The sequence below is a fragment of the Staphylococcus argenteus genome (assembly GCF_000236925.1).
Classification (GTDB): domain Bacteria; phylum Bacillota; class Bacilli; order Staphylococcales; family Staphylococcaceae; genus Staphylococcus; species Staphylococcus argenteus.
In genome coordinates this window covers 985,115-1,010,529 of record NC_016941.1, presented here as the reverse complement: position 1 = coordinate 1,010,529, position 25,415 = coordinate 985,115, and the positions used below count along the sequence as shown (strand labels likewise).

Genomic DNA, 25,415 nt, shown 5'->3' with positions numbered 1-25,415 from the left:
CATCATATATGAGTCGAAAAACATATGAAAAAATCGCCAATATAAATGGCATGTTTAATGTGTTAGAACAACAAATTATTCATAGTCAAGATATGGCTCATTTTAGAAGTGAATTTTTTTACGTCAATCATGAGCATCGCGAAAATTATGAAGCACTCTTAATATATTATAAAGATAGTATTGAGAACCCTATTGTAGATGGTGCATGTTATATATTGGCGCTGCCTGAAATTTTTAATAGTGTCGATGTTTTCGAATCAGAATTACCATTTTCATGGGTTTATGATGAAAATGGCATTACTGAAACAATGAAGTCACTAAGTATTCCATTACAATATTTAGTTGCAGCAGCTTTAGAAGTGACAGATGTAAATATATTTAGACCATCAGGATTTACTATGGGAATGAATAACTGGAATATTGCCCAAATGCGAATTTTTTGGCAGTACACAGCTATCATTAGAAAAGAAGCAATGTAATCAATTATTTTCATAAGCTATAAAGATGATTAACTTGAATCATTTTTATAGCTTTTTTTATTTGTTTTTAAAAAGAAATATCGTTTCCTTCTAGATATGTTATGATATATAAATTAATTTAAATGTTTGCTTTATAAATTTGGAGGGATTAGATGTTTAAAAAAGTTATTAATCAGCAAATGTTAGAAGACTGTTTTTCGATTAGAAAAAAAGTTTTTGTTGAAGAACAAGGTGTACCTGAAGAGAACGAAATAGATGATTATGAATCAATTTCCGTACATTTAATTGGATATGATCAACATAATCAACCTATTGCAACAGCACGTATTCGCCCTATTAATGAAACGCTAGTAAAAATAGAGAGCGTTGCGGTAGTTAAATCTTATCGTGGTACAGGTATTGGTAGAAAACTTATGCAAGCTGTTGATTCTTTGGCAAAGGATGAAGGTTATGAGAATGCAACAATGCATGCACAATGTCATGCTATTCCATTTTATGAAAGTTTAAACTTTAAAAAGCGAGGTAATATATTTCTTGAGGAAGGTATTGAACATGTCGAAATGATGAAAAAATTAACCTCACATAATTAAAAAAAGTTGTATCTATTTTAGAAACATTTGTAATAAACCAATTCTTAAATTGACATCAATTTTATTTATACTATCACGTCACCATTGAGATTCTTAAATTATTTCTTGTTTTTAAAGGAAAAATGTAAATTAAAAGTATATTACAAATTGGTTAAATACGCACAGGTCTATAAAACAGGTACTATAATGTTATTAAAATTAATAAATGTTAGGAGTAATAAATAGAATGGCGAAAAAATTCAATTACAAACTACCATCAATGGTTGCATTAACACTTGTTGGTTCAGCAGTCACTGCGCATCAAGTACAAGCAGCTGAAACAACTCAAGATCAAACTGCTAATAAAAATGTCTTAGATAGTAATAAAGTTAAAGCAACAACAGAACAAGCAAAAGCTGAGGTAAAAAATCCAACGCAAAACATCTCAGGCACACAAGTATATCAAGACCCTGCAATTGTCCAACCGAAAGCAGCAAGCAAAACAACAAATACACAAGTAAATACAAAAGTTGATACTACACAAGTAAATGGTGACACAAGTGCAACTAAATCAACTACGACAAATAAAGTACAACCTGTTGCTAAATCAACAAGTACTACAACGCCTAAAGCTAATACGAATGTTACAAGTGCTGGTTATAGTTTAGTTGATGATGAAGATGATACAACTACAAATACAAATGCTGAAATTAACCCAGAATTAATTAAATCTGCAGCAAAACCAGCTGCTCTAAATACGCAATATAAAGCAGCTGCACCAAAAGCAACAACTACATCAGCACCAAAAACTGCGGCTACTACAACACCTAAAGTAACGACATTTAGTGCTACTGCACAACCTAGAACAGCTGCTGCTGCACCAAAAACGAGCTTACCTAAATATAAACCACAAGTAAACTCATCTATTAACGACTACATTCGTAAAAATAACTTAAAAGCACCTAAGATTGAAGAAGATTACACATCTTACTTCCCTAAATATGCTTATCGTAATGGTGTTGGTCGTCCAGAAGGTATCGTTGTACACGATACAGCGAATGATAACTCTACAATCAATGGTGAAATCAGTTATATGAAAAACAATTATCAAAATGCATTTGTTCATGCATTTGTTGATGGTAATCGTATTGTCGAAACTGCACCAACAGATTATTTATCTTGGGGTGTAGGTGCTGTTGGTAACCCTAGATTTATCAATGTTGAAATCGTGCATACGCATGACTACGCTTCATTCGCACGTTCAATGAACAACTATGCAGATTATGCGGCAACACAATTACAATACTACGGTTTAAAACCAGATAGTGCGGAATATGATGGAAAAGGTACAGTGTGGACACACTATGCTGTAAGTAAATATTTAGGTGGTACTGACCACGCTGACCCACATGGTTATTTAAGAAGTCACAACTATAGTTACGATCAATTATATGACCTAATTAATGAAAAGTACTTAATTAAAATGGGCAAAGTAGCGCCTTGGGGTACACAATCAACAACTACCCCTACTACACCAACTAAGCCATCTACACCGTCAACACCTACAACAGGTAAATTGACAGTAGCTGCAAATAATGGTGTTGCTCAAATTAAACCAACAAATAGTGGTTTATATACTACTGTTTACGACAAAACAGGTAAAGCAACTAGTGAAGTTCAAAAAACATTTGCTGTTTCAAAAACAGCTACATTAGGAAACCAAAAATTCTATCTTGTTCAAGATTATAATTCTGGTAACAAATTTGGTTGGGTAAAAGAAGGCGACGTTGTTTACAATACAGCTAAAACACCTGTAAATGTTAATCAATCATATTCAATCAAACCTGGCACTAAGTTATACACAGTACCTTGGGGTACATCTAAACAAGTTGCTGGTAGTGTGTCTGGTACTGGAAACCAAACATTTAAAGCTTCTAAGCAACAACAAATTGATAAATCAATTTATTTATATGGCTCTGTGAATGGTAAATCTGGTTGGGTAAGTAAAGCATATTTAGTTGATATTGCTAAACCTACGCCTGCACCAACACCTAAACCTACTACGCCTACAACTAATAATAAATTAACAGTTTCAGCTTTAAATGGTGTTGCTCAAATTAATTCTAAAAATAATGGTTTATTCACAACTGTTTATGATAAAACTGGCAAGCCAACTAAAGAAGTACAAAAAACATTTGCTGTAACTAAAGAAGCTAGTCTAGGTGGAAACAAATTCTACTTAGTTAAAGATTATAATAGTCCAACATTAATTGGTTGGGTTAAACAAGGCGATGTCGTTTATAACAATGCAAAATCACCTGAAAGTGTAATGCAAACATATACAGTTAAACCTGGTACTAAGTTATATTCAGTGCCTTGGGGTACTTATAAACAAGAAGCAGGCTCAGTAACTGGTTCTGGAAACCAAACTTTCAAAGCTACAAAGCAACAACAAATTGATAAATCTATCTATTTATATGGAACTGTCAATGGTAAATCTGGTTGGGTAAGTAAAGCATATTTAGCTGTACCTGCTGCACCTAAAAAAGCAGTAGCACAACCAAAAACAGCTGTAAAAGCTTATTCTGTTGTTAAACCACAAGCAACGCAAACAACTCAAACGGTTAGCAAGATTGCTCAAGTTAAAGCAAACAATACAGGTATTCGTGCTTCTGTTTATGAAAAAACAGCTAAAAGTGGCGCTAAATACGCAGACCGTACATTCTATGTAACAAAACAACGTGCGCATGGTAATGAAACGTATGTACTTTTAAATAATTCAAGTCATAACATCCCATTAGGTTGGTTCAATGTAAAAGACTTAAATATGCAAAACTTAGGTACAGAAGTTAAAACTTCTCAAAAATACACTGTAAATAAATCAAATAGTGGCTTATCAATGGTACCTTGGGGTACTAAAAACCAAGTCATTTTACCAGGCAATAATATTGCACAAGGTACATTTAATGCAGCGAAACAAGTATCTGTAGGAAACGATGTTTATTTATACGGTACAATCAACAACCGTACTGGTTGGGTAAATGTTAAAGATTTAACAGCCCCTACTGCTGTTAAACCTACAAATTCTAAAGCAACAGATTACAATTACACATATGTAATTAAAAATGGTAATGGATACTATTATGTAACGCCAAATGCGGATAATGCAAAATACTCATTAAAAGCATTCAACGAGCAACCATTTGCTGTTGTTAAACAACAAGTCATTAATGGGCAAACTTGGTACTATGGTAAATTAGCTAACGGTAAGCTAGCATGGATTAAATCAACTGATTTAGCTAAAGAATTGATTAAATATAACCAAACAGGCATGACATTAAACCAAGTAGCTCAATTACAAGCTGGTTTACAATATAAACCACAAGTACAACGTGTTCCTGGTAAATGGACAGATGCTAATTTTAACGATGTAAAACATGCTATGGATACAAAACGTTTAGCTCAAGATCCTGCACTTAAATATCAATTTTTACGCTTAGACCAACCACAAAATATTTCTGTTGATAAAATCAATCAGTTCTTAAAAGGTAAAGGCGTATTAGAAAATCAAGGTGCTGCGTTCAATAAAGCAGCTCAAATGTATGGTATTAATGAAGTTTACCTAATTTCACACGCACTATTAGAAACTGGTAATGGTACTTCTCAATTAGCAAAAGGCGCAGATGTAGTTAACAATAAAGTTGTAACTAATACTGCAACAAAATTCCATAATGTATTTGGTATCGCAGCGTATGATAACGATCCATTACGTGAAGGTATCAAATATGCAAAACAATCTGGTTGGGACACAGTTTCTAAAGCAATCATTGGTGGTGCTAAGTTCATTGGCAACTCATATGTAAAAGCTGGTCAAAATACCCTTTACAAAATGAGATGGAATCCTGCACATCCAGGTACACACCAATATGCTACAGATGTAGATTGGGCAAACATTAACGCTAAAATCATCAAAGGTTACTACGATAAAATCGGCGAAGTCGGCAAATACTTCGACATCCCACAATATAAATAAACCACAACAAATTTAGGATCAAAAGTCATCCCCACCCCGCTTACTAATGTGAGCAGAGGGCGGATGACCTTTGATCCTTTTTTATACTTTGAATATAGACACAATAGTACAAATGGTCACAAAACGGTTGTGAAATTGCCGACAATTAAACATGACATCAAGCAGACACATTTTATCCTCATAAACATATAAAAATAAGTCAAAATTTATATCATTTACAAATGATACACAAAAATATCGACATTAGCCTCTACACCAATGTCAATAACCACACACTAGCATCCTCATACATTACATACACAAGCAAAAAAGGCGGCGATTGTTTATCATCCATCAATTTTAACAACCGCCGCCATTTTTGCTCGTAATACCTTATTCAATTGATTATGTTTTCCTGTCTACTTGATTATGTAAATGTCTTTGTCATATTACAATGAAATACGTCGCTGATTTAACTTATCAAGAAGTTGATTCAAGTTATCTAATTCGCCTTCTGATAAACATTGACATCTTGCTTCTATCAATTCACAGCGTGCTTTATTTATTTGAGAAATTAAATCTCGTGCCTGATTTGTTAAGATTAATTCCTTGCATCTAAGATCTTCACTTGATTGTTGACTCGTAATGTACCCTTTCAACACTAATTTCTTAATCCATCTTGAAACTATAGATTGTTCTCTGCTAATCTTCATCGTCAAATCATACTGTGATAAGCGGTCGAAGTTGTATAATATACGGAGAAGTTCTAATTGTTCTGATGTAATATCCGTACGTTGCCCAAATCGTCTATTCACTAGGTTTAAGTCGTTATTCGTCAGTGTAATAAGTTTTTCAAGTTGTTTATACATGTTGTTCTACTCCACTACATTTTATTTATAATATTATATGCTTTTTTTATAAATTTTACAATACTAATCGACACAATAGACAAATTTGTTGCATAACTAATACAAAATATAATAAATTAGTAAGAGTCTCATTGACATAAAGGAGAAAAAATATGACTTCATTAAAAGAGAGAGATTACTTTTTTGACAACGCAAGAGCAATTTTAATACTATTAGTCGTATTTGGACATATGTTACAACCTTATACTAGCGGAGATAAATTTTTATCTGCTCTATATTTAGTTATCTACAGTTTCCATATGCCAACATTTCTATTTATATCTGGTTATTTTGCTAAAAATATTGATAAACCCTATTATTTAGAAAAAATTGCAAAACGATTACTTGTACCTTATATGATATTCTTTGCATTCTTTTCAATATACTATTTTCTAACAGGTAAGAGCGATGAGTTACAACTCGATCCATTCAATCCAGTATTTGCACTATGGTTTTTAATTACTTTATTTTTCTTCCATGTTATTTTAGTTATCGTAAGAAGATTTAGTCCATATAAAGTATTAACTGTTTCAATTATAATTTCTATTGCCGCTGGATTTTCAGAAAACATAGATAGTTACTTAAGCATTTCACGAACAATTGTGTTCTTTCCAATATTTTATATTGGCTTTATTTTCACTAGAAAACAAACAAATATATTCAAAAGTAAGAAACTTATACCAGTATCTATCATTACGTTTATCATATTTTATGTGATTTATGTGATTCATCCTATTAATGCCGATTGGTTACTAGGAAGTTCACCATATACTTCCCTTGAACATGAAGGACAAAGTATTTTTAGTCCTTTTAAAAGGCTGATATTATACGCTATTATTTTAATTGCAATGACTGCATTTTTAAATTTAATTCCTGAAAAGAAACAATTTTACACATATATTGGTAGTCGTACGCTTTATATTTATTTATTGCACGGTCTAATAATTGGTATTGTCAGAGGATTTGAATGGTATCCATTTGATAAGCCTATATCCATGATGACTTATATATTTTTAATTAGTATTTCTGTTGTGATTGTATATGTCTTGTCGACAAACTTTATTTGTAAATGGACGAATCCAATCATTAACCTACAAAAACCATCTCAATTCAAGAGTTCTTAATTCGTAAATTCCAAAAAGCAGTGGAGTCTGGGACATAAATCAATGTCCTAGACTCTAAAATGTTAAATTGGAAGTATGTTGACTTATTAACGATGCGCTTCCATTTCAAAAAAGCTGATTTCTAACAAACAATTAATAGAAATCAGCTTTTTTACTTTGCCTAAGAACTTTATGTTCCAGGATCAAGAACCACAATATAATAAATTATTAGTAGTTCTTTACCATTTCTATCCCACACCCTGCAGTTTTATTTTTTCAACACTTTATTTTATGATGCTTTTCGATTATTGTTCATCAATTAAACGTATCATTTTCTTTAATAGAATATTTGATGATATATCATCTTGAATAAGGTCACATCAGTTAATTCAACTGTTAAAACTAATGTAAGCTGACTTATTTTCAGTTCTGGTGATGGGGTATTTTACTACTTTAAGCTCCTCTCTATATAATACCTATTCCACTTGCACGAAAATATAATTCTATGTTGAATTACGCGCAAACAATTAAAGGTATAACGTTTGCCTATTTCAAAAGCATATTTTACCTTAAAAGAACATTAGTTATTTCAATTAGAATAACGCTCCTCTCATGCACAACAAAATTAAAATATCAAAGATAAATATGACTTTTAACTCCTTACTTATTTTAAAATCGACAATGTAATTTAATCTCTTCCCTTTAAAAAATATGTTATGATATTATTAATTTCTAAATTTTTAGACAATATATGATTTATATTTGAGGTGTCATGATGAAACTTTCTCTAAATTCAAATTCTAAATATTTAAGAGCGCCAAGCATACGTCAGTTTTCAAATCGTATGAAAGACCTTGATGACTGTATTAATTTAACTATTGGCCAACCTGATTTCCCTATGCCAGACGTGGTTAAACAAGCATATATTAATGCAATTGAAAATAATAAGACAACGTATTCACACAATAAAGGCTTGCTAGAAACACGAGAAGCAATTAGTCAATACTTTAAAAATCGATATCAATTTTATTATGATCCGGAAGAAGTTATTGTTACGAACGGTGCAAGTGAGGCATTAGATACAGCTTTACGTTCAATCATTGAACCTGGCGATGAAATTCTAATACCTGGTCCAATTTATGCTGGCTATATTCCATTGATTGAAGTGCTAGGTGGAATACCTATTTATATTGATACAACAACAACACAATTCAAAATTACACCTGATGCCATAGAAAGACATATAACACCTAGGACAAAAGCCATTTTATTAAACTATCCTACAAATCCAACCGGTGTTGTATTGAGACGAAATGAAGTAGAAGATCTAGTAAATCTTTTAAAACATTATCCAATATTCATCATTAGTGATGAAATTTATGCGGAAAATACTTTTAGTGGAAAGCATGTATCATTTGCCGAATTTGAAGATATTCGTGACCAATTGTTACTAATTGGAGGGCTAAGTAAGTCTCACTCAGCTACTGGTATACGTATTGGCTTTTTATTAGGTCCTGAATATTTAATAGAAAAATTAACATTTATGCATGCGTATAATTGTATTTGTGCAAACGTACCTGCTCAAATAGCCTGTATAGCTGCACTTAAGGAAGGATTAGAATCACCTAAATACATGAACGAAGCTTATATTGAACGTAGAAATTATTTAGTCTCTGAATTAACAAAATTAGGTTTTAACATTACTGCACAACCTGAAGGTGCCTTTTATATTTTTCCAAGTATTAAACATATAACAGATGATGATTTCAAATTCTGCGTTGATTTATTAGAAAGTGTACATTTAGCTATTGTTCCTGGTTCTGCATTTACAGATGCTGGTAAAGGATTTGTAAGAATTTCTTATGCTTATGAAATGGATGTTTTAAGAGAAGGTATAAACAGACTCTCACAATTTTTGAATACTAAATAAATTAATTATAGGAACTGGACGTTATGTTATTGAATTTAAAAATGTTACGTTCAGTTTTCATTTTTTCATTTCACCATATATCTCCCCTTTTTTATACTTTAACATCTACTGCTTTTTTTCAGTGATATATTTTCAATCATAAAAGACTTAATTCAGTCTTTAAAAATGATGTTACTTTCAAAAGTTGAACTAAAAATCTGACTTTATGCAGAGTACATAACTTCAAAATCAGACATTCCATTTCACTTTATAAATTTTAAAGTATTTAAAATTAACATTCCTCTTTCCTACTATTACTTTGTTTTTTATACAACTCCATTCATATTTTTTTGATTGGGGAAATGCAAACAATTAATCACCCTACTAATTTCACTCAACCAAATAAAGTATAATACAATTCAATTATAATTACTTTAAAGTTTTTGTAAACACTAATCTTTACAAAAACTTTTTAATTTTTTTATATATTCTTATTGACTTAAAAACTTTTAGTGTTATATTTATCTTGTAAATAATTTTTTTGGAGGTTTTTAAATGAAAGGTAAATTTTTGAAAGTTAGTTCTTTATTAGTTGCAACTTTGACAACATTGACTCTTGTTAATTCCCCATCAGCAAATGCGTTATCTTCTAATTCCCTAGATTCTCATGCAAAACAGACGCAATCAGATAAGCAACAATCACCTAAGATTCAAAAAGGTAATAATTTGAAACCAATTGAACAACGCGAACATGCAAATGTTATCTTACCAAATAATGACCGTCATCAAATTGAAGATACGACTAACGGACATTATGCACCTGTTACTTTTATTCAAGTTGAATCAGCTACTGGAACATTTATTGCCTCAGGTGTAGTAGTAGGTAAAGATACACTTTTAACAAATAAACACGTTGTAGACGCTACACATGGTAACCCTCAAGCTTTAACAGCTTTCCCTTCTGCAAAAAGCCAAGATAATTATCCAAACGGTGGTTTCAGAGCTGAACAAATAACTAAATATACTGGTGAAGGCGATTTAGCTATTGTTAAATTCTCTCCAAATGACAAGAACCAACATATCGGCGAAGTAGTTAAACCAGCGACAATGAGCAATAATGCAGAAACACAAGTTAACCAACCAATTACTGTAACTGGTTATCCTGGAGACAAACCTGTAGCGACTATGTGGGAAAGTAAAGGAAAAATCACTTACTTAAAAGGCGAAGCAATGCAATATGACTTAAGTACTACTGGCGGTAACTCTGGTTCACCAGTATTCAACGACAAAAATGAAGTTATTGGAATTCATTGGGGTGGCGTGCCAAATGAATTTAACGGCGCAGTATTTATTAATGAAAATGTACGTAACTTCTTAAAAGAAAATATTCAAGATATTCACTTTGCAGATAGTGATAACAATAATCCTGACCAACCAAATAACCCAGACAATCCAAATAATCCAGATCAACCTAACAACCCTGATCAACCTAACAACCCAGACAATCCTAACAACCCTGACCAACCTAATAACCCTGATAATGGCGATAACAATAACTCAGATAATCCAGATGCAGCATAAATTAAATCTTGATTAGTACTGATAATAATAGAAGTAAAGACTTTCCAACGCATAAAATTTTGACTCTAAAGGAGGTTATTATATGAATAATTCATGTAAAACTAGAATATTCAATATTATAAGCATTGCTCTTATTTCCTTGCTTATTTTATCACTAGGCGCATTTGCCAATAACAATAATGCAAAAGCTGATTCACAATCTAAGCAATTAGAAATCAAAGTTAAAAGTGATAAAGTACCACAAAAAGTTGACGATTTAGCACATCAACAATTTTCTGGTTATGCAAAAGCTTTAGATAAACAAAACAATACACAATCTAGTAAATACGAACTTGGTGAAGCTTTTAAAATATATAAATTTAATGGCGAGGAAGATAATAGTTATTATTATCCAGTCATAAAAGATGGCAAAATTGTCTACATTTTAACATTAAGCCCTAAAAACAAAGATGATTTAAACAAATCAAAAGATGATAGAAATTATAGCGTAAAAATTTCAAACTTTATTGCTAAAGAATTAAACGAAATTAAAGATAAAGACACTAATATCACAGTTCTTACTGATGAAAAAGGTTTTTACTTTGAGGAAGATGGCAAAGTTAGATTAGTAAAAGCAACGCCTTTAGTTAATAATATAAAAGAAAAAGAAAGTAGTAAAACTGTTTCACCACAATTGAAACAAGATTTGAAAGCAACAGTTACTCCTTCTAAAATTGAAGAAAGTGAAACTATCCAAAATGAAGAGGATCAAGTTCAATATGAAAACACTTTAAAAAACTTCAAAATTAGAGAGCAACAATTCGATAATACTTGGTGTGCTGGTTTCAGTATGGCAGCATTATTAAATGCAACTAAAAACACAGACACTTATAATGCACATGATATTATGCGCACATTATATCCAAATGTGAGTGAAGAAGAACTTGTAAATTGTTCAACTTTCCCTAATCAAATGATTGAATTTGGAAAATCACAAGGTAGAGATATTCACTATCAAGAAGGTGTCCCATCATATAATCAAGTTGACCAACTTACTAAAGATAATGTAGGTATTATGATTCTTGCACAAAGCGTATCTCAAAATCCTAATGATCCGCATTTAGGTCATGCTCTTGCAGTTGTAGGTAACGCTAAAATTAATGACCAAGAAAAAATCATCTATTGGAATCCTTGGGATACTGAAGTGTCAATTCAAGATGCTGACTCTAGTCTATTACACTTATCATTCAACCGCGATTACAACTGGTATGGTTCAATGATCGGTTATTAAAAAATGTTACTGATATTGGTTAAAGGTAGGTAAAACGATGTATCAATTACAATTTATAAATTTCATTTATGACAAATCGAATTTGACTCACCTTGAACAAAATAATATAAATTTATTCATTGGTAATTGGAGTAATCATCAATTACAAAAAACAATTTGTATTAGACATGGTGATAATACAAGTCAAAATCAATATCGTATACTTTTTATTGATACTGCCCATCAAAGAATTAAGTTTTCACCCTTACACCATGATCAAATCATTTATATTCTAGATTATGATGATTCACAACATATATTAATGCAAACTTCATCTGAAGATGGCATTGGGACTTCAAGACCAATATTATATGAAAGATTAATTTAAAATAAATGATTTAATATATACATTAGCGGGTTGGAGAGAATTAAATTTCTCACCAGCCCGTTTTTATTTATCAAAACTCTCTGTTGTGACTAAACTGTTGCTAATGATAAAGGGAGTAGGATAATAAAGAACAACTAGTGATTTATTATTTAGTGATTCTTACACATTAGCCACAGCTAATGTGTACTTAAAAATAGGAATACATGAGTAAAACTCATGTATAAGAAATACTAATGTCTAAAGAACAAGTATTTCATTCTTGCTGTCCTACCCCAACTTGCACATTAATGTAAGCTGACTTTCCGTCACCTTCTGTGTTGGGGCCCCAACCCCAACCCCAACTTGCATTGCCTGTAGAATTTCTTTCTGAAATTCTCTATGTTGGCGCCCCAACCCCAACTTGCATTGCCTGTAGAATTTAGGGTCCCAATTTCTCTGTGTTGGCGCCCCGCCAACTTGCACTTTAATGTCAGCTGACTTTCCGGCATCTTCTATGTTGAGCCCCGCCAATTTGCATTGTCTGTAGAATTTGGGGTTCCAATTTCTCTGTGTTGGCGCCCCGCTAAAATACATTGTAGTGCCTAGAACATTGATTTCTGTCACACTCTCTACTCATACTATCCTTCAAATAATATTAAAAAAGCCACTTGATGTCGCCAATTAGCAACTCAAGTGACTTAAATTTAATTTCAAAATAACTTATGGGAATTTAGGGAATTGATCAAAGTCAGGATCGCGTTTTTCTTTAAACGCATCGCGACCTTCTTTAGCTTCATCAGTTGTGTAATAAAGTAAAGTTGCATCCCCTGCCATTTGTTGTAATCCAGCTAAACCATCAGTATCAGCATTCATAGCTGCTTTAAGGAAACGTAAAGCTGTTGGTGAATGTTTCATAATTTCTTTACACCACTGAACTGTTTCGTCTTCAACTTGATCTAAAGGTACAACTGTATTAACTAAGCCCATATCCAATGCTTCTTGTGCATTATATTGACGACATAAGTACCAGATTTCACGTGCTTTTTTATGTCCAACGATTCTAGCTAAATATCCTGAACCATAACCTGCATCAAATGAGCCTACTTTAGGTCCAGTTTGGCCGAAGATTGCATTATCAGCAGCTATTGTTAAATCACATACGACATTAAGTACATTTCCGCCACCTACTGCATAACCTTTTACCATTGCAATAACCGGTTTTGGAATGATACGAATTAAGCGTTGTAAATCTAATACATTTAAGCGAGGAATTTGGTCTTCTCCTACATAACCACCATGGCCACGTTTTTTCTGATCTCCACCAGAACAGAATGCTAAATCACCTTCACCTGTTAATACGATAACTGAAACATTTTGATCATCACGTGCACGTGAAAATGCATCAATCATTTCAGCAACTGTTTTTGGCGTAAATGCATTGCGTACCTCAGGACGATTTATCGTCACTTTAGCAATCCCTTCGTAAAATTCATATTTAATTTCATCATATTCTCTAAGTGTTTCCCATTGTCTGTTAGTCATTTTGCTCCTCCTTTAAAAATCCTAATATCATTGTATCAAATTCAACATTATCTTCCACATGAATTGTATGTCCTACTGCAGAAAATAATTTACATTTACTATTCGAAATTAAATTTGCCATTTTTTCAGCTATTTGTACAAACTTTTCATCATACTCACCTGCTAAGATTAATACTGGCATTTTTAATTCAGTTATTTGTGACCATAAATTAGGCATTTGACCTGTACCATAATCCCTTAATGCTTTTGCCATTTTAATTGGTGATTGAGATAGCCGTTGTTCTCTAATTTGAAGTTGTTTATCCTCAGATAATTGATATTGTGTTTGAAATAACGGTAATTTTTTCCAATCATTTACAAAGACTTCTATACCTGCGATTTCTAATACTTTTGCTCGTGCTTCATCTATAAGACGTCGCTCTATTTGATCCGCTTCTAACTTAATTCCAGGTGATGTACTCTCTAAAATAAGTTTCGATAATTTAATTCGACCATGTAATGCATAATACAATGCAACACGTCCCCCCATAGAATAACCAAGCATTGAAATCGATTTATCTTTAAATTGTTCTAAAATTTGATCTAATGATGCTGTAATATAATCAAAGCTCCAATCAACATCAGTGGGTGATTTATCTTCACCATGCCCAGGTAAATCTATAGTCACAACATGACAAGCATTAGTGAAAGTTTCTATATGGTCACGATAAGTACGACTATCACTTAGAAATCCATGTAACAATATTAATATTTGAGACGTATCGACTTTCGCTTCGTAAAATTTATAATGTAGCATGAATCATTTCACTCAATTTCTTATATAAAATTTGATGCTGCTCATAATTAACTTCTCTATTTGTAATCATTTCATAAATTGTCGAATCTTCATTTGATAATTTTTCATTTTTAAATTCTGAAATATGTTTAAATCGCTTAAAGCCAAAATCATATAACTTCGCAGCATACTCAAAATCTAAACCTGTAGGCGTGCCAAATAAGCGTTCAAAATAATCTGAAGCACTATCTTTTTGTGGTAAATATGAGAAAATACCACCACCATCATTATTCAACAATACAATATTCATGTTAATATGATTTAATTTGGACATTAATAGTCCATTCATATCATGATAGAAAGATAAATCACCAATTAATAATGTTATACGTTTGTGTACTGCCATTCCAAGAGCAGTTGAAATAATACCGTCAATGCCATTTGCACCACGATTAGCATAAATATCAATATTTTTATTTAACAATAAATTGTCAATATCTCTAATCGGCATACTATTACTTATAAACAAAGCTTCTGCATCTGACGTCTTATTAATCAGTTCCCCAACAAAAGCACTTTCATCGGTAGCATGTTCAAGGTACTGGTTAATCTCAACACGCGCTTTCCTCTCAAGATGTCGCCATAATTCCAACCAATCTTTTCGGTCAACTATTGTATCATCCATTAAAGATCTAAAGAAATCATTCGCAGAAATCTCATAAGAAATATTTGGTGCTATAGGAAATACATCGATTTTATCGTTATTTTGGACTAAAATCTGAAATGCTTCCGTTTTCTTTAACCATTGATTCAGCTTCTTAGAAATGACCGGTTTACCTACACGTATAACAAAGTCGACATTTAATTCTAAACCGCTTCTATACAATAAATCATACGTACTGATTACATTTGGATGATCAAATTTTCTTAAATGACTTAGTGGATCCGCTAAAATCGGCAAATCATACATTTTTGAATATGATAAAATCTGATCAACTTCTTGATGTTGCATATCGCCTACAATAATTAGACCTTTTGGCTTACTTAAAATATTTTTTAATGCTGTTGCATTTATACATTTTTGGTAATGTGGCAAAATCTTTATTTCTGACTTTAGTAAATCCGTCGTCGTTAAGTCTGGTGTCAATGGATCTCTAAATGGTAAATTGAAATGAATTGGTCCTTTATGTGGTCCATACAAATACTGACTAGCAATTTGCATTTGATAATAAATTGCATCAATTGTTTCTTTAGAATCATCGGCTAGTGGCATATCAAATTCATAGCTCACATAATTATTAAACATATTAACCTGATTAATTGCTTGAGGTGCGCCAACGCTTCTTAATTCATGTGGTCGATCACTCGTCAATACAATTAATGGTATTCTACTAATTTGGCTTTCAGCAATGGCTGGTGTATAGTTAGCTGCTGCCGTGCCTGAAGTACATAAAATAGCAACAGGTCTTTCACTACCTTTGATTAATCCTACTGCAAAAAATGCTGCGCTTCTTTCATCAGGATGAATCCACGTTTTAATATTTGGATGTGCTTCAAATGCAAGTGCAAGCGGTGTTGAACGTGACCCCGGACTGATGACTACTTCCCTTACTCCATAAGCATAAAGTTCAGATGCAAATGTATATACTTGCTTAGTTAATGCTTCTTTATGATTTCCCATTCATATCGACTCCTAATGCATTCATCATAGGTGAGAATTTAAGATTCGTCTCTGCTAATTCACTGTCTGGATCAGAATCCTTAACAATACCGCACCCAGCAAATAATGTTGCTTGTGTTTTTTTTATGAGCATCGAACGTATAGCTACAATAAACTCACAATCATCATATATATCTATATAACCAACCGGTGCACCGTATAACCCTCTTGTCCCAAATTCTTTTTGCTCAATAAAATCAATTGCAAAGGCTTTAGGATAACCACCTAAAGCTGGTGTTGGATGTAAATTGTCTATTAAACCGATATATGAATCGTCTTTTAAAGGTGCCTTTATTTCAGTATACAAATGATATAAGTGATCATTTTTAAGAATTTTAGGTGTCTTATCATAATCTAATTCTGTGATATATGGTTCAATATCATGTAAGATGCTCTCTACAACAAATCGATGTTCTACTAAGTTTTTATTATCTTTTAAAAAGGCTTCAACATGTTTTTTATCTTCTTCTTCGTTATGTGATCGTTTAATTGTACCTGCAACTGCTTTTGTCGATAAAATTCGATTATTAACTTTAAGCAATTGTTCTGGTGTTTGTGAAAAGAAAATTGAATCTTGTGATTCTAATAAAAATATATAACTATTTTTTTCTTTAGAAAAAGCCTGTTTTAATATATACGGAATACTAATATCTTTATCAAACTTAATTAATCGTCTACGAGCAAGCACAATTTTTTCTTCTTTATTAATAGACTCAATTGCTTCTTCAACAAGTTGACGCCAGTCATCTTTATAAATATCTTCGTTACGAATAATTTCCCCATTTTGATCTTCGACATCTATTTCAATTGCATTATTAAAAAATTCAACTAACGCTTTGAATGAATCCATGTCAAAATTTTCACGTTGTACTGTATATGTTAAAAATGTACCCTCGTCCTCTGTAGTAATGAGTACTTCTGGTAAAACGAAATGATTTAATCCAAATTCACGCCATTCATCATCAGACTTATGACTTGAAAATTGAAATCCTCCAACAATTCGAAGATGATGTCTTCCCGATTGTGGATGAATAAATGCAATTTCGTGCTTTAATTTTTCCCATTCTCTAAAAATAGATTGTTTATTTTTAAAATTATTTTTAAATAATTGAATTGCTTTATAACCAAAATATGACGTTTGATTATCATTCAAACGCATATAAAAGCGATCTCCTGCCTCATTGTCAGTGAGATGAAATAATGTGCTCGGGTCTAGCGACTGTGATAATTTCACTTCAACTGAAACCCATTCCTTAGAGCTGTCATATATCTCTTTGACAATATCGTCCTCTGTTACGCCCGTAGCCATCCATTTCACTTCTTTCTTCGTCTTTTTTCACTCATTATTATATTGTATCATTTTTGGATAATTGTGTTACAAGAATTGCTTAAACTTATCTTGCAATTTTTCACGTCAATTGACCTTTGTGCTACTTTCTATTAAAATATCTTTGTTATAAAAAATATGATTTAAAGAGGTTTTGTATTCAATGAGTAATCAATATCAGCAATATTCTACAGTTAAGAAATATTGGCATTTAATGCGTCCTCATACATTAACTGCTTCAGTCGTACCCGTTCTTGTTGGTACCGCAGCATCTAAAATATATTTTCTTGGTAGCGAAGATCATATCAAAATTACTTTGTTTGTTGCCATGTTACTTGCATGCTTACTTATTCAAGCTGCAACAAATATGTTTAACGAATATTATGATTATAAAAAGGGCCTTGATGATCATGAATCCGTAGGCATTGGTGGTGCAATAGTACGTAATGGAATGAGCCCACAACTTGTATTACGCCTAGCCATTGCATTTTATATCGTTGCAGCTTTATTAGGAATCTTTTTAGCTGTTAACACTTCGTTTTGGTTGTTACCTGTTGGATTAGTATGTATGGCAGTTGGTTACCTATATACAGGTGGACCTTTCCCAATTTCTTGGACGCCTTTTGGTGAGCTATTCTCAGGCGTATTTATGGGTATGTTTATAATTGTTATTGCATTCTTTATTCAAACTGGTAATATCCAAAATTATGCTATTTGGTTAAGTATTCCAATTGTTATAACAATCGGTTTAATCAATATGGCTAACAATATTCGTGACCGTGTTAAAGATAAAGCCAGCGGTCGTAAAACTTTACCAATATTACTAGGTAAAAAAGCATCTTTAGCCTTTATGGCAATTATGTATTTTATCGCTTATGCTTTTATAGTTCTAACTATTATTGTTAAGCCTGGAGGCTCACTATTTTACTTACTTGCGTTATTATCATTCCCAATGCCTGTAAAGGTTATCAGACGTTTCAAGAAGAATGATACACCAGCAACAATGATGCCTGCAATGGCTGCTGCCGGTAAAACAAACACATTTTTTGGCGTGCTATATGCATTAGGAATATATATTAGTGCTATATTTGCTGGAATTTAAATGAAAGATTTTACGCGACATATCGATTTTAAATTCGATATGTCGATTTTTTTATTTAACAATTAAATGATGGTACTTATGTTTGTAAAGCTCTATATATCCATCAGATGTAAACCCTACTTTTTTATATAATTTTAATGCTGCCTCATTATTAACATCACAGTTCAAACTCCATTTCACATTTGTGTTTGACTCAAGTAGATTTGTTAATAATTTCGTAGCTATACCTCTTCCTCTATAATTCTCAAATGTTGCAATTGTTTCAATATAACATTCATCATCTTTTGCTTCTTTTACAGGTAGTGGTGTCCCATATTGTTGAAACTCTTCAGGTAAATTAAGCTGCTCCCATGTTTTTTCATATTCCAATTCATATTTACCATTATAACTAATGATACAACCAGCTATTTTGCCATCAACTTCATAAACATATATATGCTCATAATATGTACGATATCTTACATCAACACAGCTTTTTTTCTATTGCAGTTAATATTTTATCTTTGGGCACTGCTTTTACCATATCCAATTCCATATCTTCCCAAACCATATAAACTAATTTTGCAATTTCAAATCGGTCTCCTGGACGTGCTTGCCGAATCATTTTCATATCATCCCTTTAAATGTTATTAATATTTATTATATAGAAATTACAGCTTATTTAAAAAAGATATACTTATAATTCCAGAAATTTTGAATTGCCCAATGATAGAAAGATTGGTTTTTAAAGTGAGATTAAGTAAAATAATAAATAAGGAGGATTTGCGTATGAAAGTTAATAAAGCTATTTATGTTATAGTTGCGTTATTTCTTGGAGGTTTAGGGATTCATAAATTCTATGCTGACAAATTTGGTCAAGGTTTGTTACATTTATTATTTTTCTGGACAGGAATTCCTACAATTATATCAATCATTCACGCCATTATTATTATTTTTACTAAAAAGGCTGATAAAGATGGCTATATTGTTTTCCCAAAATAACTTATTAAGATAATTGGTTTAAAAATGATTTATAAATGGGTATATAGAAATAAACATTAAGGGAAATGAGGTATTGAACTATGCGTCAATTCATCAAAAAAATTGCAAAAGCAATTCTAATTGGATATGTCATTAAATTTATTCGACAAAAATTGTCAGGTAAATCATCACATTCTTCAGATAATCAACATAAATAAAACATAGTGTCGCTTGTTATTTTAGCGACACTATGTTTTTATAATTTTCTATTTTATTTTATCAACGATTTTTTCTAAATCATCTGCCATACTTTCACTCGCAATAATCCCTCTTGATTGCATCCACTTGTTTCTATCCACATCATAAACTTTATGATCTTTAACTGCTTGTAACGAATTCCACACACTAGGTTCAATAAATTTAGATCGATTTTTATCAGTTTTACCATTAGTTGCAAGTATCATAACTTTAGGATTTAAATTTGCTAGTTCTTCATTATTTAAAAAGATGTATGGACCACCTTTACGCTCACCTATATGAGCAGTTTTATCTTTCGTAACTTCAGGTTTAATACCCATTTTAATTAAAAATTGCCCCATAAATGTATCTTCATTGTTTATAAACATCCCAGTGTTTGAAATACCAAAGGCAAAAGCAGATTTCAATGAACTATGTTCGATTTTCTTTCTTACTGCCGCCAAAATTTCTTCATGCTTTTCAAGTCTTTTTTCGCCCTCTTTTTCTTTACCTATTGCCTTTGCTACCGTTTTAAATGAATCTATATTTTCATTGTAATCACCAGTACCACTAACTAACATAATTGTCGGTGCTATTTTATTTAATTCTGACTTGATTTTTTTGTGTCTACTAACATCTGCAATGATTAAATCAGGCTTCAATTTGCTTATAATTTCCAGGTTTGGTTGTGGTCTAGAGCCAACTGATTCATATTTTCCAATTTTATCTCGAACTGTTTTAGTAATATTTTTAGCATTCCCATCATCGGCAATGCCCACTGGTTTTACATTTAATGAAGCTAAATAATCTGCAAAACTATACTCTAACACGACAATACGTTTAGGATTTTTCGTAATTTTTTCTGTCCCCAATGCATCTTTAATTGTTAACATTTCCTTTTCATTTTTATCTGTATCTTTCCCGCATCCTGCAGCAATGATTACTATAACAATTAAAGTAACTATCAATCTAATAACTTTCTTACTCACACATTAACCTCCACCATATTATATAGCGCGCTATATATAAATTTTATCATTCAATACAAAAATAAGTTAATGAAATGGTAATCATTTTTACTTATAAAACATTATAATTAATTCTTCTATATAACTGCATTGCACTTAATTCTATATAAAAATAGTTGATATGATTTAAATATGTATCAATTTTTAATGTTGTTGATAATATTAAGTGTTGTTGTAATCTGTCGTTCATTCTCATTGTTAAATTGTTTAAGTTTTAAAGTTCTGACTATAATGTATAAATTTTTATTTATAAGCACAAAAAGTCATTGCTTACTTAAACACCTTTTTACAACAATTGCTCTACACAAAAGAAGATTTAATAAATATTTAATAATTATTTTTATAAAAAATCTTTACTTTCGAGTTGTTTACAAATATAATTTTGACTATGTTTTAAGTACAAAATAAAATTGGAGGTGAAAATATGAAATTAGGAATGCTTTTAATTAGATGGATGTTAGCAACATCATTCTTAGTACACGGAACTTTGAAATTTGTAGATTTAGATGGAACAATTCATTTCTTAGGTTCATTAGGTTTACCACCTGCCATTGCAGTATTAATGTCAATTGGTGAAGTTGTTGGAGGTTTAGCACTTATTATCGGCTTTTTAACGCCTTATGTTAATGTATTTTATATTTGTGTTATGTTAGGCTCAATCTTCACACTTAAACTTACAAGAGGATATGTAAGTGGTTATGAATTCGAAATCATACATATCGTAATGAACTTAGCTTGTATCAGTAGTTATAGTTGGAAGAAATGGTTACAGTTTTATTAAAGACTATATGAGAGGCTTATCCTCTCTTTTTTTGTGTGATTAATTCGCTAAATTTGTTGAATTTCTTTTTGAAATTCTCTTTGTTGGGGCCCACCCCAACTCGCATTGCCTGTTGAAATTGGAACCCAATTTCTCTGTGTTGGGGCCCCACCCCAACTTGCATTGCTTGTTGAAATTGGAACCCAATTTCTCTATGTTGGGGCCCCTGACTTTATTTTTAATAAGTTTGTTGCATGTGTGTTTTTATTCTGTCTATTGCTGTCAATTTAACTTTGTTGTGGCTTGAACATGTGAAATGCTCTCTTCAATTTCTATTTTGAAGGGAGCATTTCATTATTTTATCTCTCAAACTTTTTTCATTTAGCGATTGAAAAGGTTTAACCACTTTTCTAATATAGTTTCTGTTGAATATTTTTCAATGATAGACGCTCTAGCCTTCGTTCCAAATTCTGCTGCTAACGCATCGTCATTGACAAGTTTTAAAATTTTATCGGCCATGTCATTGATATTATGGTTTTCAATCAAGTATCCATTTACATTGTTTCCTATAAAATCACTAGGACCATATTTTATATCAAATGCAATAACAGGCCTTTTAGAAATCATTGCTTCTATCATACTTAAACCTTGGCCTTCATATTGAGATGTAGAAACGACTAATTTAAAATCTTCCAAGCATTTTTGCGGAGTCGTTGTATAGCCTTTAAGGAAAACATTGTTTTCTAAATTTTTGTCTACAATCATTTTAGCTATTTTATCTTTGACAGATCCTTCCCCATATATATAAAATTTAACACCATTATCTTTTTTTACGACTAACTCAGCTACTTCAATAAGTAAATCAATTCGTTTCGTTGGTACCATTCTAGAAATATGACCAACGATTTTTTCGGTCTGAAAATGTTTTGGAGCATTATGTATTTTAACAAAATTGCTAATAGTGAAAATATTTTCTACATCAAATTGCTTAAGAATATCCAATCGTTGTGCCTCTGTTAATACAATTACACCATTAATTTTATCCGCATTTTCAATAATATATTTTTCACTTTTTTTAAATGCACCAGTATTATCGAAGTTTTCATGATGATTAACATGAATAACACCATATTTCTGAGCGTTTTTATGCTTTGTATTAAACATTTTTGGAAAACTACCTGGTCCATCACAAATCATAATACTATCTTTAGTGTCTTTTATTAGTTTTTCTAAATAGTAAACACATAGTGCTAGATTGTTTTTAAATTCTTTTTTATTAACTAACACATAAGTTTTACCTACAGCGCCATTATTAGCGTTAATATTTCTAGAAATATATGGGTATCCCTTTTCATCGTAAAACACTTGATAACAAACCTTATTATCTACATTAAATGTTTCCTTCATATGCACTTTATTACCTATAAAACTAAATCGTTCTATTCGTTTATTATCTTTAAAGAAATCAATCACTTTTTCAGATTTACTTTTTCTTATGTAGGCAATATATGTTCCTGTCGTCATATCAAAAAATCTTGAAATGCCTTTACTCTCTTCAATTTCAATCGTATTTTTCAATCTTTCTGAAATATGTTTATATAACAATTTATTTGACTTAAAATGTTTGTTATTCGATATTTGCTTAAAATATTCAAATACATTATACATTTTTGTTCTTCGATCCATTTTCCCTTGTTTTTTCAATGTTTTTATAATGTCATCATAGTTGCCTTTATAATCGAAAGTAACTATATCAGCAGGAATGTCCGCATCATAAAACTCTTTACTTCTATTGAACATCGAAGAGGTCATACCGCCTTTGTTGACATCTAACTCATGCACCATCATAAATACTTTTTTCATCATAATTATTCCTTTACCTCAGTATATTTAACAATTAATTCGTTATATGTATGATAAAAATCTTCATCAACATATAAATTATTAAGTTTATTTACATTTAATGGTCCTATAATTGACGCAATAAAATGTCCATTTAATTTTAAAACTGACTTCCCATTTTCAATTTCTATAGTTGGCTCTAACTGTTCATAATTTTTAAATACATCATCAATGACTTTTATATTTTCATTTAATTGGTTTGTATCTAATTTTAATACTTTCGCATTATCGTAATTGAAAATCCCCTTTTCCATAGCGCACCTCTTAATAAAAAATTGTTTTACAAAATAATTTTATACTTCGTAACGCTATTAATCAACTACAAATACAATAATTAAATATTGTTATTATATTTATTTGCATAATAAAAACAATAATATTACGCAAAATTTTAAAGAACAAAAATTATCTGAACTTGCTACATTTTTCTTCGTGGTATAAAAATACACTTTAGGGTAAATCACATTTTCACCAAAGACAATTCAATTTAATTTCAAATTCTTCTATCGCACAATTTAATTTTATTGTATGATGTATTTAAAATGAGTGTTTTAGGCATATCATTTTAAATATAAAATTGGAGGTGTAATTTTGACTAGAACATATAATATTATTGGTATCATTTCCTGTCTTTTATCTTTTATTATTATGGCGTTGCCAATAATTTGGTACACTGCTTCAGCATTATGGTTCTTCCCTGGCGCAATCATCATTTTGCTGTTATCACTTGTTATTGTTTTTTGTTACATTAAAACGAAAAATCAATTACATTTAATATTGCTTGTCTTAAATATTATTATTTTACTTTTTTTCAGTTTGCCGTTGTTACTTTCATAACTTAACAACGCATAACAAAAAGCCAATCAACTGGGCATGTTCATTTCAACATTCCTTTTGATTGGCTTTAAATATAACTTTATTGCATCACATAGATACTACATTTTTAAACTGTTCCAAATCAATTACTACATCACATCGATTTGCAATAGCCATATCATGTGTCGCTAAAATTAGTACTTTATTTTCATCGACTAAATTAAATAATGTTTGAATGATCAACTGTCCAGTTTTCGGATCTAATGCACCTGTTGGTTCATCTGCTAAAATAATAGTTGGATCTTTTAATATCATTCTTATTAGGGCAACGCGTTGTTGTTCTCCACCACTTAACGTATGAACTTTTCTCTTTAAACTATCATATAGTCCAAACTGTTCTAAATAACGTATTTTTAATTGTTCTTTTTCTTTCTTACTTATTTTTTTATATGCTAATCCAATCTCTAGATTTTCATTTACAGTCATATTATCGATTAGTCCATAATTTTGGAATAAATAACCTAACTTATCCCTATAAAAATTAGATTTGAATCGTTCTTCTTGACCATTAAAATAAATATGCTGTTTCCCCATTTTTTCAAGTCCAGCAATTGCATTTAATAAAGTAGATTTTCCACAACCACTTTTACCAATAAGTGCATATGATTTTCCACATTGAAATTTCAAGTTAAGTTTCTTTAAAATACTTGTATTACCTTTTTGTATAGTTAAATCTTTTAATTCTATCATTCTTGTCTTACCTCTTTTGGCGTTTCCTCTCTTTCAACATATGTTATCGATATAACATATTGGCCTTTATGCTTTATTTCGACATATGTTCTACTTGGAGAGAATCCATTAAATGTTAATTTATAATCAAGTTTTTCCCCTTTTTCACTATAAGCCGTAATATTCACATATTGTTGCGTACCTTTTGGTACTTTGGCAAAGCTGTACTCCGTTTTTAAGAAAGGATTAAAACGATCAAGTATTGGATGGTGTATAATTGTGAACGCAATAGTAATAGCCATAATTAATCCTAATAATATTGCAATGATAAATTTCATAG

At 31.2% G+C, this 25,415-nt stretch carries 24 protein-coding genes and 1 pseudogene; 13 read left to right on the top strand and 12 right to left on the bottom strand.

Features of this window, described 5'->3' with window-relative positions; translation table 11 throughout:
* Window positions 1-8 precede the first annotated feature (8 nt).
* The 3 genes from SAMSHR1132_RS04735 (at window position 9) to atl (ending at window position 5,081) form a co-directional block, all read left to right on the top strand.
* Window positions 9-479 (top strand): osmotic stress response protein, encoded by a 471-nt coding sequence (locus SAMSHR1132_RS04735; RefSeq protein WP_000088438.1) that lies wholly within the window; start codon window positions 9-11, stop codon window positions 477-479.
* Window positions 480-631: 152 nt separating this feature from the next.
* On the top strand, window positions 632-1,069 hold the full coding sequence (locus tag SAMSHR1132_RS04730) for a GNAT family N-acetyltransferase (RefSeq protein WP_000475238.1): 438 nt from the start codon (window positions 632-634) through the stop codon (window positions 1,067-1,069).
* A 226-nt stretch (window positions 1,070-1,295) separates the two neighbouring features.
* Complete coding sequence (gene atl, locus SAMSHR1132_RS04725; RefSeq protein ID WP_001074507.1) at window positions 1,296-5,081, top strand: bifunctional autolysin; 3,786 nt, start codon at window positions 1,296-1,298, stop codon at window positions 5,079-5,081.
* Window positions 5,082-5,509: 428 nt separating this feature from the next.
* Here the strand turns inward: atl and SAMSHR1132_RS04720 are convergent, their stop codons facing one another.
* On the bottom strand, window positions 5,510-5,929 hold the full coding sequence (locus SAMSHR1132_RS04720) for a MarR family transcriptional regulator (protein ID WP_000278018.1): 420 nt from the start codon (window positions 5,927-5,929) through the stop codon (window positions 5,510-5,512).
* 152 nt (window positions 5,930-6,081) lie between these two features.
* Between SAMSHR1132_RS04720 and SAMSHR1132_RS04715 the strand changes: the two genes are divergently transcribed.
* The 5 genes from SAMSHR1132_RS04715 (at window position 6,082) to SAMSHR1132_RS04695 (ending at window position 12,198) form a co-directional block, all read left to right on the top strand.
* Window positions 6,082-7,092: an acyltransferase family protein gene (locus SAMSHR1132_RS04715; protein WP_000202430.1), complete on the top strand. Its 1,011-nt coding sequence runs from the start codon at window positions 6,082-6,084 to the stop codon at window positions 7,090-7,092.
* Between the two features lie 754 nt (window positions 7,093-7,846).
* Window positions 7,847-9,001 (top strand): aminotransferase class I/II-fold pyridoxal phosphate-dependent enzyme, encoded by a 1,155-nt coding sequence (locus tag SAMSHR1132_RS04710; protein ID WP_000777563.1) that lies wholly within the window; start codon window positions 7,847-7,849, stop codon window positions 8,999-9,001.
* Window positions 9,002-9,535: 534 nt separating this feature from the next.
* Window positions 9,536-10,561: a Glu-specific serine endopeptidase SspA gene (gene sspA, locus SAMSHR1132_RS04705; protein ID WP_000676579.1), complete on the top strand. Its 1,026-nt coding sequence runs from the start codon at window positions 9,536-9,538 to the stop codon at window positions 10,559-10,561.
* Between the two features lie 82 nt (window positions 10,562-10,643).
* Window positions 10,644-11,831, top strand: coding sequence for a C47 family peptidase (locus SAMSHR1132_RS04700; RefSeq protein ID WP_001065540.1), 1,188 nt, complete (start codon window positions 10,644-10,646; stop codon window positions 11,829-11,831).
* A gap of 37 nt (window positions 11,832-11,868) precedes the next feature.
* Complete coding sequence (locus tag SAMSHR1132_RS04695; protein WP_000284453.1) at window positions 11,869-12,198, top strand: cysteine protease inhibitor staphostatin B; 330 nt, start codon at window positions 11,869-11,871, stop codon at window positions 12,196-12,198.
* Between the two features lie 699 nt (window positions 12,199-12,897).
* Here SAMSHR1132_RS04695 and menB read toward each other — a convergent pair.
* The 5 genes from menB to SAMSHR1132_RS14215 are packed head-to-tail and all read right to left on the bottom strand — an operon-like array spanning window position 12,898 to window position 17,554.
* A complete protein-coding gene (gene menB / locus SAMSHR1132_RS04685) occupies window positions 12,898-13,719 on the bottom strand; it encodes a 1,4-dihydroxy-2-naphthoyl-CoA synthase (protein ID WP_000184946.1) in 822 nt (273 codons plus the stop codon).
* A complete protein-coding gene (gene menH / locus SAMSHR1132_RS04680) occupies window positions 13,712-14,515 on the bottom strand; it encodes a 2-succinyl-6-hydroxy-2,4-cyclohexadiene-1-carboxylate synthase (RefSeq protein ID WP_000903504.1) in 804 nt (267 codons plus the stop codon). The genes menB and menH overlap by 8 nt, the downstream gene beginning before the upstream one ends.
* The gene (gene menD, locus SAMSHR1132_RS04675) at window positions 14,502-16,175 is read right to left on the bottom strand and encodes a 2-succinyl-5-enolpyruvyl-6-hydroxy-3-cyclohexene-1-carboxylic-acid synthase (RefSeq protein WP_000526700.1); all 1,674 of its coding nucleotides are present in this window, start codon (window positions 16,173-16,175) and stop codon (window positions 14,502-14,504) included. Before menD ends, menH begins: the two co-directional genes overlap by 14 nt.
* Window positions 16,162-17,484, bottom strand: coding sequence for an isochorismate synthase (locus SAMSHR1132_RS04670; protein WP_223804883.1), 1,323 nt, complete (start codon window positions 17,482-17,484; stop codon window positions 16,162-16,164). The genes menD and SAMSHR1132_RS04670 overlap by 14 nt, the downstream gene beginning before the upstream one ends.
* Window positions 17,477-17,554, bottom strand: coding sequence for a hypothetical protein (locus SAMSHR1132_RS14215; RefSeq protein WP_072292049.1), 78 nt, complete (start codon window positions 17,552-17,554; stop codon window positions 17,477-17,479). The genes SAMSHR1132_RS04670 and SAMSHR1132_RS14215 overlap by 8 nt, the downstream gene beginning before the upstream one ends.
* Window positions 17,555-17,704: 150 nt before the next feature.
* Between SAMSHR1132_RS14215 and SAMSHR1132_RS04665 the strand changes: the two genes are divergently transcribed.
* Window positions 17,705-18,643 carry a 1,4-dihydroxy-2-naphthoate polyprenyltransferase gene (locus tag SAMSHR1132_RS04665; protein ID WP_000070975.1) on the top strand — a complete coding sequence of 313 codons (939 nt, stop codon included), beginning with the start codon at window positions 17,705-17,707 and terminating at the stop codon, window positions 18,641-18,643.
* Window positions 18,644-18,694: 51 nt separating this feature from the next.
* Here SAMSHR1132_RS04665 and SAMSHR1132_RS04660 read toward each other — a convergent pair.
* Window positions 18,695-19,247, bottom strand: a pseudogene (locus SAMSHR1132_RS04660) (GNAT family N-acetyltransferase).
* A gap of 164 nt (window positions 19,248-19,411) precedes the next feature.
* Between SAMSHR1132_RS04660 and SAMSHR1132_RS04655 the strand changes: the two are divergent.
* Entirely contained in the window at window positions 19,412-19,624 is a 213-nt protein-coding gene (locus SAMSHR1132_RS04655; RefSeq protein WP_000867361.1) for a TM2 domain-containing protein, read from the top strand.
* Window positions 19,625-19,704: 80 nt separating this feature from the next.
* The gene (locus SAMSHR1132_RS04650; RefSeq protein WP_001248711.1) at window positions 19,705-19,821 is read left to right on the top strand and encodes an SAR1012 family small protein; all 117 of its coding nucleotides are present in this window, start codon (window positions 19,705-19,707) and stop codon (window positions 19,819-19,821) included.
* A gap of 48 nt (window positions 19,822-19,869) precedes the next feature.
* Here SAMSHR1132_RS04650 and SAMSHR1132_RS04645 read toward each other — a convergent pair whose 3' ends face one another.
* Window positions 19,870-20,829, bottom strand: coding sequence for an ABC transporter substrate-binding protein (locus tag SAMSHR1132_RS04645; protein WP_000039585.1), 960 nt, complete (start codon window positions 20,827-20,829; stop codon window positions 19,870-19,872).
* Window positions 20,830-21,292: 463 nt separating this feature from the next.
* Here SAMSHR1132_RS04645 and SAMSHR1132_RS04640 point away from each other — a divergent pair, with 463 nt between their 5' ends.
* On the top strand, window positions 21,293-21,649 hold the full coding sequence (locus SAMSHR1132_RS04640) for a DoxX family protein (RefSeq protein WP_000766007.1): 357 nt from the start codon (window positions 21,293-21,295) through the stop codon (window positions 21,647-21,649).
* Between the two features lie 360 nt (window positions 21,650-22,009).
* Here the strand turns inward: SAMSHR1132_RS04640 and SAMSHR1132_RS04635 are convergent, their stop codons facing one another.
* Both SAMSHR1132_RS04635 and SAMSHR1132_RS04630 read right to left on the bottom strand, forming a co-directional pair.
* Complete coding sequence (locus SAMSHR1132_RS04635) at window positions 22,010-23,491, bottom strand: glycosyltransferase (protein WP_000755267.1); 1,482 nt, start codon at window positions 23,489-23,491, stop codon at window positions 22,010-22,012.
* Between the two features lie 5 nt (window positions 23,492-23,496).
* Entirely contained in the window at window positions 23,497-23,784 is a 288-nt protein-coding gene (locus SAMSHR1132_RS04630) for a hypothetical protein (protein ID WP_000410715.1), read from the bottom strand.
* Between the two features lie 322 nt (window positions 23,785-24,106).
* On the opposite strand from SAMSHR1132_RS04630, the gene SAMSHR1132_RS04625 reads away from it, so the two are divergent.
* Window positions 24,107-24,367, top strand: coding sequence for a hypothetical protein (locus SAMSHR1132_RS04625; RefSeq protein WP_169929182.1), 261 nt, complete (start codon window positions 24,107-24,109; stop codon window positions 24,365-24,367).
* Window positions 24,368-24,454: 87 nt separating this feature from the next.
* On the opposite strand, the gene SAMSHR1132_RS04620 is transcribed toward SAMSHR1132_RS04625, so the two are convergent.
* Both SAMSHR1132_RS04620 and SAMSHR1132_RS04615 read right to left on the bottom strand, forming a co-directional pair.
* Window positions 24,455-25,096: an ABC transporter ATP-binding protein gene (locus tag SAMSHR1132_RS04620; RefSeq protein ID WP_000571193.1), complete on the bottom strand. Its 642-nt coding sequence runs from the start codon at window positions 25,094-25,096 to the stop codon at window positions 24,455-24,457.
* Complete coding sequence (locus tag SAMSHR1132_RS04615) at window positions 25,093-25,413, bottom strand: YxeA family protein (protein ID WP_000668624.1); 321 nt, start codon at window positions 25,411-25,413, stop codon at window positions 25,093-25,095. Before SAMSHR1132_RS04615 ends, SAMSHR1132_RS04620 begins: the two co-directional genes overlap by 4 nt.
* Window positions 25,414-25,415: the final 2 nt, after the last annotated feature.